The sequence below is a fragment of the Streptomyces sp. NPDC086549 genome (assembly GCF_044746205.1).
Taxonomy (GTDB): domain Bacteria; phylum Actinomycetota; class Actinomycetes; order Streptomycetales; family Streptomycetaceae; genus Streptomyces.
On the sequence record NZ_JBIVBS010000009.1, the window covers coordinates 234,766 to 251,393 of the forward strand.

At 69.9% G+C, this 16,628-nt stretch carries 12 protein-coding genes; 5 read left to right on the forward strand and 7 right to left on the reverse strand.

Annotated features, from left to right (window positions below; all coding sequences use genetic code 11):
- Positions 1-26: 26 nt before the first annotated feature.
- Positions 27-710: a hypothetical protein gene (locus tag ACIPSA_RS27530; RefSeq protein ID WP_402639039.1), complete on the reverse strand. Its 684-nt coding sequence runs from the start codon at positions 708-710 to the stop codon at positions 27-29.
- Between the two features lie 235 nt (positions 711-945).
- Here ACIPSA_RS27530 and ACIPSA_RS27535 point away from each other — a divergent pair, with 235 nt between their 5' ends.
- The gene (locus tag ACIPSA_RS27535; protein WP_402639041.1) at positions 946-2,289 is read left to right on the forward strand and encodes a PQQ-binding-like beta-propeller repeat protein; all 1,344 of its coding nucleotides are present in this window, start codon (positions 946-948) and stop codon (positions 2,287-2,289) included.
- 96 nt (positions 2,290-2,385) lie between these two features.
- Here ACIPSA_RS27535 and ACIPSA_RS27540 read toward each other — a convergent pair whose 3' ends face one another.
- From ACIPSA_RS27540 to ACIPSA_RS27555, 4 genes are all read right to left on the reverse strand, one after another.
- On the reverse strand, positions 2,386-3,900 hold the full coding sequence (locus ACIPSA_RS27540) for a hypothetical protein (RefSeq protein ID WP_402639044.1): 1,515 nt from the start codon (positions 3,898-3,900) through the stop codon (positions 2,386-2,388).
- A gap of 242 nt (positions 3,901-4,142) precedes the next feature.
- A complete protein-coding gene (locus ACIPSA_RS27545) occupies positions 4,143-4,562 on the reverse strand; it encodes a roadblock/LC7 domain-containing protein (RefSeq protein ID WP_402639046.1) in 420 nt (139 codons plus the stop codon).
- Positions 4,559-6,682, reverse strand: coding sequence for a nitrate- and nitrite sensing domain-containing protein (locus ACIPSA_RS27550; RefSeq protein ID WP_402639048.1), 2,124 nt, complete (start codon positions 6,680-6,682; stop codon positions 4,559-4,561). Before ACIPSA_RS27550 ends, ACIPSA_RS27545 begins: the two co-directional genes overlap by 4 nt.
- Before the next feature lie 664 nt (positions 6,683-7,346).
- Positions 7,347-11,423 (reverse strand): discoidin domain-containing protein, encoded by a 4,077-nt coding sequence (locus ACIPSA_RS27555; RefSeq protein ID WP_402639049.1) that lies wholly within the window; start codon positions 11,421-11,423, stop codon positions 7,347-7,349.
- Positions 11,424-11,525: 102 nt separating this feature from the next.
- Between ACIPSA_RS27555 and ACIPSA_RS27560 the strand changes: the two genes are divergently transcribed.
- Positions 11,526-12,002, forward strand: a complete 477-nt coding sequence (locus ACIPSA_RS27560; protein ID WP_402639051.1) for a hypothetical protein — start codon at positions 11,526-11,528, stop codon at positions 12,000-12,002.
- A gap of 146 nt (positions 12,003-12,148) precedes the next feature.
- On the forward strand, positions 12,149-12,943 hold the full coding sequence (locus tag ACIPSA_RS27565) for an SDR family NAD(P)-dependent oxidoreductase (protein WP_402639053.1): 795 nt from the start codon (positions 12,149-12,151) through the stop codon (positions 12,941-12,943).
- A 243-nt stretch (positions 12,944-13,186) separates the two neighbouring features.
- Here the strand turns inward: ACIPSA_RS27565 and ACIPSA_RS27570 are convergent, their stop codons facing one another.
- The gene (locus ACIPSA_RS27570) at positions 13,187-14,014 is read right to left on the reverse strand and encodes an aldo/keto reductase (RefSeq protein ID WP_402639055.1); all 828 of its coding nucleotides are present in this window, start codon (positions 14,012-14,014) and stop codon (positions 13,187-13,189) included.
- Positions 14,015-14,352: 338 nt separating this feature from the next.
- Between ACIPSA_RS27570 and ACIPSA_RS27575 the strand changes: the two genes are divergently transcribed.
- Positions 14,353-14,706, forward strand: a complete 354-nt coding sequence (locus tag ACIPSA_RS27575; RefSeq protein WP_402639058.1) for a nuclear transport factor 2 family protein — start codon at positions 14,353-14,355, stop codon at positions 14,704-14,706.
- Positions 14,707-15,116: 410 nt separating this feature from the next.
- Positions 15,117-15,710, forward strand: a complete 594-nt coding sequence (locus ACIPSA_RS27580; protein WP_402639059.1) for an HAD family hydrolase — start codon at positions 15,117-15,119, stop codon at positions 15,708-15,710.
- Positions 15,711-16,054: 344 nt separating this feature from the next.
- Here the strand turns inward: ACIPSA_RS27580 and ACIPSA_RS27585 are convergent, their stop codons facing one another.
- A complete protein-coding gene (locus ACIPSA_RS27585) occupies positions 16,055-16,519 on the reverse strand; it encodes a hypothetical protein (protein WP_402639061.1) in 465 nt (154 codons plus the stop codon).
- Positions 16,520-16,628: the final 109 nt, after the last annotated feature.

Below are 16,628 nucleotides of genomic sequence, written 5' to 3' on the forward strand. Positions count from 1 at the left end.
ACCGGCCGGCGACGCCGAAGCCCCGCTCACGGCGCGCCGCCCCTACCCCCGTACGCCTCCGCGTACGCGATGAGGTCGAGCGCGACCGCGTAGGCCAGTGCCCTGCCCAGCCGGAACGACCGGCCCGCCATCCGGGCCCCGGGTGACTGTTCCTGGCGCCCCGGCTCGGGCAGCACATCACCGTGCTGCCGCATGGCCTCGAGCGCCGCGAGCATCGTCCAGCCGCCCCAGTCCACCCCGTCGGTGTTCCCCATGGCCTCGCGCATGAACTGCCCCAGCCGCGCCCTGATGGCACGGGCCCGCTCTTCCTCCAGGTACGTGCCCAGCTCGCCCTGCACCAGCGCTTCCGCCTCCCTGCGCGCTCCGTGCAGCGCGGGTGCCGGAGCGAGCGGCGCGGGCGCGCCCGCGCCGGGCCGGTCCAGCAGCCCCTTGCCGATGCCCAGCATCAGCACGGTCGGGAGAGCCGCCGCGTGCGCGCGGTTCTTGTCGACGGCGGGCACCAGTTGCGTCGCGAGCGGGCCGATAGCGGGCGGCAGCGCGAACGACGCCATCGTCAGCCACCGCCCTGCGCCCGTGCGGACGCCCGCCGCTCCGGGCAGCAGACGGCACACGCTGTCGGTCACCTCACCCTGCAGCAGGCGCGACATCCACTTCGCGGCACTGCGGCCCACCCCGAGTCCGCGAAACGCCCCGGCGACCACGTCCTTCACCCGTCCCCCTCCCCTCCCGGGTCCCTCCGCCTTCCCGATGCCCGCCCGGAACCACCGGAACACCCGGGTCCGCACCGTGCTCCACGGCGCCCGAGAACGCGACCTGCGGTGGTGTGCCGAGCCTCTCTCCGAGCTGCGTGCTCCGCGGGGGCTGTCACGCCGGCCGGGATGTCACGCGGCTGCCCGCGCGGTGTCCGCGCAGCTCATCGCACCGGTGGCGTGGCGAGGTCCGGTCATGGGCAGCATGTCCGGTGCCGCGGCGTCGCTTCGGAGGGGGAACCGGGTGATCCAGGACCGGATGCCGATACGGGTCGCCATCGAGGCCGACACAGGACTGTGGTCGCTGACCGCGCCGGTGTGGAGTCTGTCGCCGCCCGTCGTCGCCGGACCGCGGGTGTTTCTTCCGGTGGGCGGCCAACTCGCCGCACTGGACCGTGACAGCGGCGAGGTGCTCTGGCGCGGCCCGATCCACGGCCACGACCCCTACACCTCGAAACCCGCCGCCGTCACCGTGACCGACCGCCATGTGATCGTGCTGGCGGTCGAGATCCCGTGGCGCGAACCGCCGCAGGCGCGCAGGGCGCAGCTCACCGTTCTGGAGACCGGGTCCGGCTCCGTACTGCACCACCGCCCCCTCAACAGCTACTACGATCACGTGAGCGATGGTCGCACCCTGGTGGTACGGCACATGGGACGCGGAGCGTCGGGCTGTCACCTGCTCAGCGGTTACGACGTCGCGAGCGGGCGCACGCTGTGGCGGCGCCCGTTCGTCATGCACGGCCGGCTCCCGACGGCCGGTCCCGTCCTCGTCGTCCGCGGCGAGGAACGTGAGGTGCGCGCCTGGGCGTTGCGGGACGCGGCCGCGCAGGTCCACGGCTTCGACCTGCGCACAGGCCGACTGCTGTGGCGCCGCGACCTCGGTGATTCGACGCTCCTAGCGCCCTGGCGTCCCGACGACATGCAGCCCACGCTGGTTTTCGTGCACTCCCGTACCGACCGCCGGCTGCACTGGCTGTCCCCGGCGACGGGCGAGTCCGTGGGCGCGCAGCGGCTCAGACGCCGGCTCAACACCCCCTTCCTCAGGGTCGTCGACCTGGGCGAGACGGTCTGGTTCGGCACGTGGCTGTCGCACGTGCGGCGCGTCCGGCCCCTGGCCGCACCGCAACGGCCCGTCCGGCACCGGCTCTGGGCAGGCGGCCTCGCCCTCGACGAGAGCTTCGCGGTGGCGGACGGGTGGCTGTACGCCGTCGACGGCGCCGGGCGGCTGTGGACCGGCCGGGCGGACCGCGACCATGGAGGCTTGCCGCGCCCCCTGCCGCGTTGGATCCTCGGATACGGCGGCAGTGAGCACCACGGCTGCCTCACCGTGGCGGGCGACCACGTCTACGCGCGCCTGCCCGGCCGGGGCTTTGGGGGCCGGCTCGTCGCCCTGCGGCACGGCCGACGCCTGTGGCAGCGTCCCGCGCCCTGGAAGCGGCCCGTGCCGTGCGGGCGACATGTGCTGCTGACGGACAGGAACAGCGAGGCCGACATCCTCACCCTGGTGGACGGCGAGACCGGCCTCGGCGCCTCCGCCTGAACGCGAGGCCGTTGCATCCGGTTGCGTTCACCTCCTGCGCGTCCGCACACCCGACATGCTCCCGGACAGGCCCGGCAAGAAGACCCAAACGGAGTCCTACCAGGGCATCAGCTCCGTCATCATGGCCGGTGGCAGCGACGGGTTGGCCGCGGCGGCTTCGACCACCTGCGAGTCGTTGTCGGTGAGCAGTTCGGTGATGACCGGCGGCGGCAGAGCCGGATGACCAGCGGCTATGGTCCTGGCCCGCCTGTCCGCAAGGCAGGCCAGCAATGCCGGGGCCGTCGCGTTGCGATGCCGGGCGACCTCGCGGAAGACCTTCTGCACCGGCGGTTCATGGCGGGTCAGGTCTTCCAACAGGGCGGGGGAGGCGTCCGGGTTGGCCGCCACCTTGGCTACCACTTGGACTCCGTGCCGGGCGACCATGGCACGCAACTCGGTTTCGGGAAGGCCCGGGTGCGGTGCGACGGACTTGACCACTTTGGCGTCGGGGTCGGCGGCCAGCGCGCCACGGATGTCGGCCGGCAGATCGCGTCGTGCGGCCAGGAGCATCCGCACGGTCGGATTCGGCGACTCGGCCAGCTCCGCGATCTCTGCCGGAGAGGCGGCGGCGATCCGTGGCAGCAGGGTCGGGCCGATCCTGGTGACGCCCGCCAGACGGGTGAGCACGTCGAGCGGCACATTTGGATTGTGTGCCAGCCTGCGCTGCACGTCGTGGCCCCGGTCCGCGGCCAGTGCGCGGATCAGGGCGTCGTCGATCGCGGGATTTCCGGCCAGTGCGGCCCGAACCCCGGGGAGGGGATCCTCGGCGAGCTGTCCGCAGACCGGCGACGGCAGGTCGGGCCGGGCCGCGAGTGCGCTGCGCAGCAGCATCGAGGGATGGCCGGCGAGGCGGACGGCGGCGTCGATGGGTGTGGCGGGGTTGAGCAGTGCCATGTGCTGCGTCTCGTGCACGGTGGACTGGTGGGAGCCGTCGCAGGCGGCACCTGGGGACAGGTCGCAGTCGGTCCGCGGGCAGTGCGGATCGTGCACGAACGGCGTCTCCTCGCGGTCGCAGACCAGACACCGTCGAGCCGGAGGGAGCCCCTCGCCGGTGATCAGCATTGCCAGTACGGTCGGTGGCGTCGCCTCGTTGGCCGCCACCGCGCGGCGGACCTCGGCATGCGGATGCGCCGCGAGCCGGGCGGCCACCTCAGGCGTCGTCCACAGCGCGAGCTCCGCGACGACCCGTACATCCGGGTCGGCGGCGAGCGTCTCCACCACATCGGAGGGCAGAGAGGGGCAGGCGGCCAGCTTCTCCCGGCGCTCGGGGATCGGATGTGCTGCGAGAAGGCGTGCCCACTCCGGTCGGCCGGCCCCCTCGTCGAGCAGGGCGAGCGCGGCGTACGGCTCTGTCACGGGATCAACGTCAGCGGCGGTCAGCCGGCCCTCGTACGCCAGCCGCACGGCGATCTCCTCGCCCCGCGCTGCCAGCGCGATCACCTGCGCACGGCTGAGGTCCGTCCGATCGGCAAGCTCCGAGCCGAGATCGGCGTCCGCGATCGCGATCAGCCGGTCGACCAGCTCGGACGGCAGAGACGGATTGACGGCGAGCCCGTACTGGACATGGTTCACGGGCACATCCTGCCCGGACCCCACCCGAATGGCTCGTGGATTTCGACGGCGATGAAGTCCGGGACTGCCCCGTCATCGGCCGCTGCCCAGCAAGGCAGCGGCCGATGACAACGATCACGCCGGCGATGAACTTGGTTCCCACGTCGGATTGCAGCATTCGGGGGGGGCAACTCATCGATGTCGGCAGTGGCGCGTTCGAAGGGCCGGCGGCCGGGAGGAAGCGGGCGAGGGCGTGCTTTCAGCTATGCCGGCGCCAGGGGAGTGGAGTTGAGTTCGCGTACCAGCTGCGGGGTGAGCAGTTCGCCGGCGCGGTCGGCCAGCACGGCCATTTCATATCCGACCAGGCCGATGTCGCACCCCTCGGCGGCGAGGACGCCGAGGCAGCTGCCGTCGCGGATGCGTCCGACCATGAGGAAGCCCCCGAGCATTTCGATCATGACGAGCTTCATGCCGCGGAAGCCGTGTGCCGTTGCCGCGTTCTGGGCGAGGCTGGTGATGCCGGAGACGACGGCGGCGAGGTGATCGGCGCGATCTCGACCGAGACTGTCCGAGGCGGCCATGAGCAGGCCGTCGGAGGAGACGGCGACCGCATCGGTGACACCGTCGGCGGTGCGTACGAACTCCGAGATGAGCCAGCCGAAATTCTGGACGGCGGTGGTCACGATGACGCTCCTTGTGTGCTTTGAGCCTCGGCACGGGCAACACCTGCTCGGAAGCCGTTGAGCAGGGTGGAGACAGCGGGCCTGGCGGGCATGGGCGGGGTGGACGGGCCGTCCACGGGGGCGAGCAGGCGCCCGGGGAGGGCAAGGAGTGCGGACAGTCCGCCGCCGGTGGTGTCGAAAAGGTTGACTTGGGTGCCTTCACCGAGGCGGTGGGCGAGTCGGCCGACGACGAGGTGGCCGAGGAACCGGGTGGGCGCGGCGAGGAAGGCCTCCTCGCCGGCGTCGGCGAGGCGGGCGTTGGCACGTTCCTTGTCGGCTTCGGACATCCCGACGCCGTGGTCGACGACAGCGAAGCAGTACGTGTCGTCCCCGGTGTCGTACCAGCCGTGCACCTCGACGGGTTCGTTCGGTGGCGAGAAAGTCAGCCCGTTGTCGATGAGTTCGGCAAGCAGGTGGGCGATGTCGGCGACGGCGTGCCCGCGCACCCGCACGGGCTCCACGGACGCGATCAGGACCCGCCGGTAGTGCTCGACTTCGGCGACGGCGGACTGGACGACTTCCAGGCCGTCGGCGGGTGCTGCCGAGGGCCGCGGCGGATTCTGGCCGGCCAGGACCAGAAGATTCTCCGCGTTGCGTCGCATACGGGTGGCGAGGTGGTCGAGCTCGAAGAGCTCCGCGAGGGCGTCCGGGTCAAGTTCCTTGCGCTCCAGGCGGGTGATGAGGCCGAGCTGACGACGCACGAGGTTCTGGTTGCGGCGGCCGAGATTGGCGAGCGATTCGGTGGTGTTCCGGCGCAGGCCGGCCTGCTGGGCAGCCAGCTGGACGGCGGTGTGTTCCACCTGGTGCAGGGACGCCGCGACCTCGGCGATCTCCGCTGCGCCACCCAGCAGCCGTGAGTCGGGGTTGTCCGGCGCGTCAGCCGGCGGGAGGAGCCCGACATGGTCCTGCGGGGAGTGCTGGATACGGGCGACGGTTGCCGGCAGCCGGTGTCGCGCCACGTGGTGAGCGGCCTCGGCGAGCGCTCCGAGCGGGCGGGTGAGGGAACGGGAGGCAAAGGCGGCGAGGCCCGCGACGAGGGCGGCCATGAACGCTCCCGCAACGAGATAGGCGGTGAGGCTGACCTCGGCGTCGTGGCTGAGTCGGTCGGCCCGGTTCCTTGCGTCGTCACCCACCAACTGCTGGACGGCGTACAGATCGTCGACGAGTGCGGTCATCGCATCCCACCAGGCGCTGGGGTCCACGCGCAGCGCGGAGCCGTCGGCGGCACCTTCCGCCCGGTTCTCGGAGGCAGTGGCGCGTTCGGCGTCCCGAGTGCCGAAGGCCTTCTTCAGGGCCGCACGCTGAGGGGCGGTGGCGGTGTGCCGGAATCGGGCGAGGGCGGCGACGCGGGTGGCACGTATCTCGGTGAAGGTGAGGTATTCGCGGCCGTGAAAGCCACCCTGAGCGAACACACCGCTGAGGAAGCCGCGTTCGAGGGCGATCGACTCCTTGGCCGTGGCCATTTCGTGCAATGCCGAAAGCCCGTCTCGGAGTTGGCGGTCGGTGCCGGTCGGGCTCTCCGCTACCGGGTCGACAGCGTTGAGGGCGTCGACGGCAGTGGTGTAGAAGGTCAGGGTCGCCGCCCGGTCCGCTGTGTCGGTGTCCGCAGCGGCCCGGATGTCGTCAAGATGCTGCAAGCGCTGCTGGACGACTTCCTCGACGGCGCTTTCGCGGCGCATGTCGCGTAACGCCCTGTCAACGCGCTCGCGGGTGGCATCCAGCTGCGAGCGGAACTCCTCCTCTCCCCCTAACAGGCCATTGGTGAGGCCGCGTTCTCGCTGTAGTTGGTGCACGAGAGCCTGGATCCGCAGGCTGAGGCCAACCTCGGAACGGGTCGTCCGCGCGTCGCTGAGGGCTTCAGCGCTGCCGTGCACGGCGAGCCCGGCCACGGTCAACAGCAGGCAGATCGGGATGGTGATGACCACCGCCACACGGCCCCTGATGCTTCGCCAGCCAGGGATCGGCCGACGGTCGTGAGACGTCCGGCTGCTCCGGCGTCTTGAACTGCGCTTGCCCAAGCCGACCTTCGCGGTCGTGCCGAGCCTGTCGAGCGTCAGCCGTATTGGCGTCCACACCTTCATAATCACGAAGCTAGTCCGACGGCTGTATCGGCCGGTTTCCGCCCTGTTAGGCCACGTGGGAGATTCAGTTGCGCCCCCCTCACACCGTGGGCCACGAGACTGAGACCGCGGATGACCAGCCAGGTGGTCAGCGTCAGAGGCAGGTGGCGTCAGGCACTGGACTTGAGCAGGCAGCGCCGACGTCGCCGTCCGGGCCCTGCTGGAGGACGGGCACCGTGGACGGGCTTACACCCTCAACGGCCCCGAAATCCTGTCGTATCGGCGACAGGCCGAACTGATCGCCGAGACCATCGGGCGCCCGATCCGTTTTGAGGTCGTGAACCGGTAGCAGGAACGGGAGAGCTACCTCCGGCAGGGAGGGTTCGCCACGGTGAACGCGGACTTCCGGCAGTTTTGCGAGGCAGATGCAGCTTGCGACGGCAGATGATGCTGCATCGCCCCGGACAGCGGTGGTGCGGCGCGGTGGCCTGGGCGGCAGCAACGGGGTATGTGCTACGGCACGGGCAGCTTCTCCCGGCCCGGTCTCAGGCCGGCCCCGTACGTATTCCGGGCCACGGCACGGCCGGGCGGGTTGCACTGGCACGCCATGACCGTCCGGCAGAAGGAGACGTGGGACCGGATCGACCGGGCCGGGATCGCTCCGTGGCAGGGCCCTGTGCCGACATTACGACCGGCTCACGCTCTCGGGCACGTTGTATCCCTCGACGCGCAACGCCGGCCGTGACGTCACCACGTCGGCCGGCCAGGAGGCCGTGATCGTGCGTGACTCTCCGGGAAGCAGCCAGAAGTAGTTGTCGCTGTAGAGCGCGGGCAGCACCCGCTGGCCGGACCGGGCGTCGAGGAGCGAGAGGCGGAGCATGGCCGCGACCGCCGATCCACGGTTGGCCACCTGTGCGGTCACCTCGTGGCGTGCGCTGCCCGGACGCCTGTGCACCTCGGTGATGCCGACGGAGATCCGCGCCCGCTGAGCCCTGTTCAGCGCTTGCATGGCCTCAGGATCGCGATAGCGCCAATACGTGTTCTCCGAGAGCAGTGAACCGCGCGCATCGGTGAGACGCAGTCGCAGCAGGTGGAAGTCGGGCAGGCGGTCCGGCCCGTGCGCGGTGAACGCCGTTGTGGTGGAGGAGGGCGCCATGTCGACGGACGCGCGCTGCTCGGGTACGAGCTGGTGGCCGGCCAGGTCGAACCACCGGGCCACCACGGCGGCGCCGCCGATGGGTTGCGGGGTGTGGTTGACGGCGATCACTCGACCGTCGACCGGGGAGGCCTGCACGTGGACGGGCTCGGCAGCCTTGCGGGCACCGTAATAGGCGCCGTTGACGTCGAAGTCGTAGTCGTAGGTCTGCCACACCGTGCTGTACCAGGCGGGGTGCGACATCCACAGCATCAGTCCGCCGGCGTCGTCCCAGAGCCGGGCGTTCCAGGCCTCGAACATCGCGCGGTGGTTCTCGTAGTTGACGAACTGCGCCTTGCGGCAGAAGTCGTCCAGGTCCGTCGCCGTGCCCAGCCGCGATTCGATGGCCGTCCGGTAGTTCTGCGGTGCCTGATTCCCGCGCGTGCTCCAGTCGTGGTGGTACCACGCCCCGCCGATGGGCCACTCGGGCTCGTCGCCCACGAGGCGGCGCATCGTCTCCGCGGTGGACACGACCGGCATGCCGATCTCGGTGTGGAAACCGAAGCTCCCGCTGCCGTAGGTGGAGGCGGCGTAGTAGCGCTCCGGCTCCACCCAGCCGTAGGGGCCGCCGCCGGAGACGATCCCGCCGGCCGAGTTGTTCTGGTAGAGCAGATCGGGCGCCTGCGACTGGACCGCGGCCCGCATGCCCTCGTCGACCGGACCCGGGGGATTGCCCTCGTTGGCTCCACACCACACGACCACGCTCGGGTGGATGCGGTAGCGTCGCACGGTGTCCCGGGCCAGGTCGAGGAAGGCCTGGTGGTCCGGCGGGTCCATGGCCCAGGCGTTGGGGAAGTCGTTCCACACCAGCAGCCCGTGCTCGTCGCAACTGGCGTAGAACTCCTCGCGGTTGCTGCTGCCCACCCAGTTGCGGATCATGGTGAAGTTCATGTCCCGGTGCATCCGCACCGCCGCGTCCATGCGCGCGGCGGGCATGCGCCGCAGCAGCTCGTCCCAGCCCCAGTTGCCGCCGCGGCAGAACACCCGGACGCCGTTGACGGTGACTTTGAGCGGCACGGTGGAGTTGTCGACGGACTTGACGTCCGTCCAGTCGGAGCCGTTGTCGGACACCTGGATCGTGTATGTCCTGGCGTAGGCCTGCTCCCACAGGAGCAGCACCCGGTCGAACCGCACCGACGAGCCCAGGTCGACCTGGATCCACTGGTTGTCCTCGTAGGCCGAGGACCAGCGGGTGTCGGCGTTCCCGTCCACCGCGTGTCCGGCCCGGGTCCCGTCGCTCTCCGAGGACGCTGTGGCCGTCCTGCGCAGCGCCAGGTCGGTGCCCGGTGAGGTGCTGTCCACAACGGACAGGCTCCACAGCGAGGATCCCCAACTGGTCGCCCGGGTACGGCAGAACACCCGGACGTACCGGGCCGTCGCCGCCGTGAACCCGGCGCTCTGCAGACTCGCGGCCCCAGCAGTGTGGAACGGGAGTGGGGCCGCCGTGTTGTCGACGCTCCGCACGTCGGTCCAGTCGGTGCCGTTGTCGGAGACCTGGACGGTGTACGTCTGTGCGTACGCCTGTTCCCAGGTGATGACGACGCGGTCGAACGACACCGAGGAGTCCAGGTCGACCTGGATCCACTGGTCGTCCTGGTAGGCCGAGGACCAGCGGGTGCCGGCGTCGCCGTCGGTGGCGTTGACCGGCTGGTGCGCGGGGTCGTCGACGGAGGAAGCGGTCGCCGTCCTGCGCAGGGCCAGGTCTGTCGTCGGCACGGAGCTGTCCAGCACGGCCAGGCTCCACAGGGACGAGCCCCAGTTCGTGGCGCGCGTACGGCACATGATCCGTATGTACCGTGCCTTCTGCCGTGTGAAGTCCACGGTCTGTGCGTACGCGTCGCTGCCGGACTGGAAGGTCAGCGGCACCTCGTACTCGTAGCCGAACTGGCGTATCCCGAAGCGGGTCGTGCGCCGGTCGCTCACCTCGCCCGCCACGGAGGCCGTGAGCGTCAGGCTGTGCAGGGCCGGCTCGCCGTAGCCATTGGGCCACCACAACCTGGGCTCGTGGAGCCGCAGTTGGGGGTGATCGGCAGGGGTGAAGGTGACATCGGTGCTGTCGCCCCCGGGCACGGCCACCGTCTGTGTCACCCGTACGTCTCCGAAGGCGGCGGTGACGGTGACACGTCTGGCCTCGGTGTCGGCGTTGCGCACCGGGACCACGAGGGTCAGCTCCGCCGTGCGTGTGTCGGGCAGGTCGGGCAGCCGGGTGTCCACCCGAGGGTCGCCGATCACCACCGCGCCGGTGGAGCGCAGCCGGACGTGGTTCCAGATGCCGGCCGCACGGTCCCGTAGCGCCGGCATCCAGTCCCAGCCCGAAGCGGCCAGGTACGTCGGCGAGTTGCGGTTCATCATGTTCGCGCCCGCGTCCACGAACGCCAGTCCGGCCGCGCCCTTGTCCCCGGGACTGCCAGGGAACGGCATCGGGGAGATCTTCACGGCGAGAGTCTGGTCGCCGTCGGCCAGCTGTTTCGTGACGTCGTAGGCGGCCCGGGCGAAGGGGAAGGTGAGGGTACCGACCTGGCTGCCGTTGAGCCAGACGTCGGCCTTGTGGTTGACGCCGTCGAACTCCAGCCATATGTGCCGGCCCGCACCTGCGCGGATCCCCTTCGGCAGGCGGAACTGGCGCCGGTACCACCAGGCGTGCCGAGACAGGGCCTCGGGGACATGGAGGTTGTTCAACCCGGCCACCGGGTCGGGCAGGTGCCCCTGGTCCACGAGGGAGGACAGCACGGTGCCGGGGACGGTCGCCGGCAGCCACCGGCTAGTGTCCACCGAGGTCCCGGACAGTGCGGCGCCGTCCGCGCCGGCCCAGTCGTCCATGGTCAGGTCCCAGCCGGACTCCAGCGGGACGGTGCCGTCCGCGGCCACATGGAGGGGTTCGGGCGTGCGGTGCCGGGAGCCCCATTCCGTCCAGCCGGTGACCGAGGGCCGCCGGGTGCGGCAGGTGCCGTAGACCTGGAGGCCGTTGAGGCCCAGCGGGTTGGAGTTGGAGCGCTTGTGCACCGTCATACGCACCCAGCGCGCGGTCACGGGCTCGGCCAGGGCGACCTCCATGACCCCGCCCGTGCCGGAGTCGGTGTGGTACACGGAGGTCCACGACCGGTTGTCGCGCGAGGTCTCGACGACGAAGGCGACCGCGCAACTGGAAAGGATCTCCTGCCCGGTGGTGTTGTCCCGCGGGCTGCCGTTCGGTGATTCGGTGAACGGCGGGTCGTCCACGGTCGCCTCGAAGACGAGCCGCAGCGACTCGACCTCGCACAGGGCCTGGAGATCCACGGAGATCCACTGCGGGTCACCGGCCGCGGCGCGCCATCCCGTGCCCCGGACCCCGGTGATGCCGAGGCCGTCCACGGCGAACTCCGCGGGCGTGGGCGCGTAGTCGGTGGAGGACACCGACACCGGCCGGTGGGCGGCGAGTTCGGCCGGGAGAGCACCCTGGCCCGGCCGTCCGGTTCCGGCCGCCGCCGTCGTGGAGAGCGGGCCCATGCCGAGCCCGAAGCCGGCGAGCAGCGTGGAGCCGGCGGACAGAACGGCACGACGGGTGGGCGAAGGGGGCTGATCCGACATGAACAACGGCTCCGATCAGGGGAGTTCAAGGAACGGCACGGCCGGGGACCAGAAGGATGACAACGTTGCCAGCGCTTATGACAACGTTGCCGAACACTGCACTTGTGCAGCGCGCCTGTCAAGACATCCGACAGCGACCCGCACCCCAACAACCAGCGGACGCACCAGGCGTGCGACACATGGCGCAGGAAGGCAGTGGAGCGGATCGCGCACCTGCACCCGATGCTGGTCGTGGTCTCCTCCTCCGAGGCGGGCAAGCCGGCGAAAGAGCTGAAGGACCCGCTGCGGGACTGGGCGACAGGCTGTGAACGCGTCTACCGGCGGCCGGCCGGCGCAGCGGACCACGTGGCCGCACTGCTCGACAACCTGTGGCCCAAGAGCGATGCCGTCGAGCGCGCGTCCGGTTGTCCCCCGCACCTCAATGACTGCGAGCAGGATCAGCGCGACGCGGTCAAGGACCCCATCCGCCAGGCGGCCGACCAGGAGGGCGTCCGCCGCGCCGGCGCCGGCGTGATCGACCCGAAACCCTGGCAGTGCCGCCGGTCGGGCCGGTGCCCCGTGGCCGTCGGCGACACGTGAGTCCACCGCGACGAGAGCCAGGGCGCACACCGCTTCCACTCATTCGCCGATGCGGCCATCCAGGCGCTGAAGGCCTGAACCCTTTGTGCCGTGGTGCCGACATGGGTACCTGAGCGGAGACACATGCACGAAAGGGGTGTGACGAGATGCAGATCGATCTGAGAGGCCGCACGGCGCTGGTCACCGGCTCCACACAGGGCATCGGTGCGGCGATCGCCGTCGGCCTGGCCCGTGCCGGGGCTCGGGTGGGAGTCAACGGCCGGACCTCGCAGCGCGTGGACGACAGCATCGCCCGATTGGCACGGCAGGTACCCGAGGCCGATCTCTTCCCGGTCGCGGCAGACGTGACAAGCGAAGAGGGCGCCCGTCGAGCGGCAGAAGCCCTGCCGCAGGTTGACATCCTCGTCAACAACCTGGGGATCTTCGGCGCCGAAGACCCCCTCCAGATCACCGACGAGGAGTGGCGGCGCTACTTCGAGGTGAACGTACTGGCCGCCGTACGGCTGACCCGCCTGTACCTGCCGGGAATGACCGAACGCGGGTGGGGGCGCATCCAGTACATCGCCAGCGACTCGGCGGTCGTCATCCCCGCAGAGATGATCCACTACGGCATGTCGAAGACCGCGCTGCTCGCGGTGAGCCGTGGCTTCGCCAAACAGGCCGCCGGCACAGGCGTCACGGTGAACTCCGTGATCGCCGGCCCCACCCACACGGGAGGCGTCGAGGACTTCGTCTACGAACTCGTCGACCGCGACCTGCCCTGGGACAAGGCCCAGCGCGTCTTTATGCGTGAGCACCGGCCGCAGTCGTTGCTGCAGCGCCTGATCGAACCGGAGGAGATCGCCCACATGGTCGTGTACCTCAGTTCGGACCAGGCCTCGGCCACCACCGGTGGTGCCCTTCGGGTGGACGGCGGATACGTCGACTCCATCCTGCCGTGACCGGTCCCGACAGCGAACTTCGGCCGCTGCGACGCGGGTGCCCCCGGCCGCAACTGCTGCCCGGGTGGCTTTGGGCAGCGGCGTGACAGTACACACGAGGCTGGTGGCCCGGCACGGACGGCATGCCGATGGGCCGGACTCCGGGGACCCGTGCGGGCAGGACCTGCCGTCCTGGGCCCGCCCGAGCCGGAGCAACTGCGCGGGGCGGCGGTCCACCGCCCCGCATGGGCCGTTCAGATGGCGTCAGTTGAGGGTGTCGGGGTCGGGTCCGGTGCGCAGGCCGCGGTCGAGCGCGGCGATGGCGGCCATCTCGTCGTCGGTGAGAGCGAAGCCGAAGACGTCGATGTTCTCCCCGATGCGGGTTGGGGTGACGGACTTGGGGATCACGATGTTGCCGAGCTGGAGGTGCCAGCGCAGGACGACCTGAGCGGGGGACTTGCCGTGGTGTGCGGCGATGCTGGTGATCGCGTCGTCGCCGAGGACGGCGCCCTGGGCGAGCGGGCTCCAGGCCTCGGTGGCGATGCCGAGCTCAGCGTGCAGGGCGCGCAGCTCGTTCTGCTGGAGACCGGGGTGCAGCTCGATCTGGTTCACAGCCGGGACGAGCGAGGCGCTTTCCAGCAGCCGGCGAAGGTGGGCGGGCTGGAAGTTGGAGACGCCGGCGGTGCGGACCAGGCCGTCGCTCACCAGCTTCTCGATCGCCTTCCACGACTCCCGGTACAGGTCGCGGGCCGGGGTGGGCCAGTGGATCAGGTACAGGTCGATGTATTCCAGGCCGAGCTTGGCCAGACTGGCGTCGAAGGCGGTGAGGGTGGCGTCGTAGCCCTGGTCGGCGTTCCACAGCTTGGTGGTGATGAAGAGTTCGCCGCGTTCGATGTCAGAGGCCGCGAGCGCCTTGCCGACGCCGACCTCGTTGGCGTAGATCGCGGCCGTGTCGATGGAGCGGTAGCCGGCATCGAGCGCGGAGGTCACCGCTTCGGTGGTCTCGGCGTCGGGGACCTGGAAGACGCCGAAGCCGAGCTGCGGGATCCTGGCGCCGTTGTTGAGTGTGATGGTGGGGACCGAAGTGGTCATGCGTGGATCTTCCTTGCTGTGAGTGCGCGGTGCGGCGACCGGGAGGAACCAAGGGGCCTTCCAGGTGGTTGCGCGTGGCGGTTACGCGCGAAGACAATAGTTGTAGGCGCTAATAGTTGCAAGCGATGGTATAGGTAGTATGCATTTGCCGTCGTGTGCAATTATTGGGGCGTCGGTCGGACGGCGCACGCGAGAGCCCGCAGGGCGTCGGCTCGATCCCGGCAGGTCCCGACCCTCGCGTAAATGTTGCGAACGCTCCCAATAAGGGCACATTCGCGAGAGGGTCGTACTGAAGATCGCGGGCCACTCACACCACAACACTCGCCAAGGAGCTCACCATGGCCACGTCTTCCACGTCATCGCGCACGCCCGAGCAGGTCTTCGCCGACCACGGCAGGCGGCTGGGCACAGGAGACCTCGACAGCATCAGTCTCAACTACGCCGAAGACGCCGTACTCATCACTCCCACCGGAGTTCTGCACGGCAGGCAAGGCGTCAAGCAGGTGATCGGAACCCTGCTGGCGGACCTGCCCGACGCCGACTGGCAGCTCAAGCCACAGTTCGCCGGCGACGTGCTGTTCTTGGAGTGGTCTGCAACCAGTCCCAACGGGCGAGTTGAGGACGGCGTGGACACCTTCGTCTTCCGTGACGGCCTGATCCATGCGCAGACCATCCGCTACACCCTTGTCTGATGCGGGAACTTGCCTCCGCCCAGCGCACCCGCGGAACGTGACACCTGCCCCCTGGGCGGATCCGGATCGCGTCCCGGCCGCTGCTGTCCAGCCCTGCGGGCGATGGTGGAGGCGGCCTTGCCGAGGCAGCCTTGGGTCGCCTGGCGGGTCTTGTACGACCGCTCCGGTCGGACGACGCTGACGCCACCGGACCGGGCAGAGCGGGAAGGCGATCGCGGGCGGAGGCCGGAAGAGCGCCGAGTGGCAGTTCGCATCGTAGGGTCCTTTCACCCAGGTGGTTGCGACTCGAAAGCGTCCACCGTGGGGAAGCACTTCACATGCCTGTGATCTTCTTCGACATCGGGGCGACCCTGGCGGATGCCCATGTGCACCCCGACAGCTCGCTGACACTTCAGCCCCGACCGCGTGTCATGGCCGTGCTCGACGCCCTCCACGCGGTGCGCAAGGGCATCATCTCCAACCCCGGGCCGGGCGATGGTGCCGCCGCACGGGTAGAAGCCGCGCTGCACGAGGCGTTCCCCGGCCGTTTCACGGACGAGACGCTTGTGCACTGGGGTGCGAAGGACAGTCGCGTGATCTTCGACCAGGCGGTCGCGAGCACGGGGGGAGCGGCGGCCGACGACTGTGTCTTCGTGGGCGAGGATGCCGAGGAGCGCGCGTTCGCACGGGAGGCGGGGACGCGTACGGCTGCCCACCCGGTGTTCGCTCTCGCAGCGCTGGAAAACCGTCCTGTGCTCCGGACGAGGATCGAGTTGCCGAACGGCCTGGGCCTGCCCGAGTTGACCGCGGCCGTGAACGAGACCGAGGCCGTTGTCGTGGAGACCGTCTCCGAGCGGCTCGCGCTCGCCATGGTGACCGCGCAGGGCGCCGAAGCGCTGGAGCACGCCGGTTTCATGGTGGACTTGCGGGGACCGGTGGATGAAACGGTGGCCCTGCCCATCCGCGACGACCAGTCGGTCTCGGCAGCCGAATCGCTCGTGGATGCTCCTCATGAAGCCCCGTAGGCGGTCGGCCGACCCTGGCGCGCGGTGACTGCCCCGAACACGGCATGGAGTGCGCATCCGGCCGTGGGTGGTCACAAAGGGTGTCGCGTCATGACAGTTGGTGGGGTCTGGCCGTGTGCTTCCATGGCCGCCGTTCCCAGACGATCGTCGATCCGCTGTGGGGCCCGGGCAGCGCGGCCCTCGCTGTCGTCGGAAAGTCCGAGCCGAGGGTGCCGCGTCTGCCCGGATCTCGACCGGGCCGGGATCTCTGACCGAGAGGTGCGCGCGGCGAGAAGGCTGAGGCGAGCGCACGGGTGCCAACTGGAATGTGAGCACCGAAGTCTTCCCCATGGTGACGTCAGTCATCAGCGCGTGGGGAAGGTGGCCAGAGCAAGATCCCACTCGTCAGCCGCGTGAAGCAGCGCGGCCGTATCCACATGCACCTTCACGAAGTACTGGTAGATGCTCGGCTTGTGATCTCCCTGCTGCCATGGGGGCCTCGCCTCAAGGGACAGGTGCAGGCGAATCACCGCCCCGGCTTCGCTTCGGTCGGCGAGGCTGAAGGCCAGGACCGGCTCGTTGAACCATGTGTCCGGGGACACATAGCCTTCGGTATCGGGTTGGGTGATGGTCACTGTCCCCGCGGCAACCCCGCGCAGCCAAGCGGTGACCTGGCGGGCTTCGTGGGTCAGCAGCGATGGATCGGCAAAGGACCAGCTGCCCTCGGGAGTTGTCACCGCGCCGCCGATGACCAGCCAGTTGTCGTCGTTAAGGTTGCCCCGGACCGCAGCGAACTCATACCGCAGCGGGCGGAGTTCGACACTGTTCACGTGGTCACTGAAAAGCACCGCGCCAGGATGACACGATCCTCAGGGCGCTGCACCGCGTGCTTACCGTCGTAAAAAGTCCGGGAGTCGGGGTCGTCAGCACGCCTGGGTG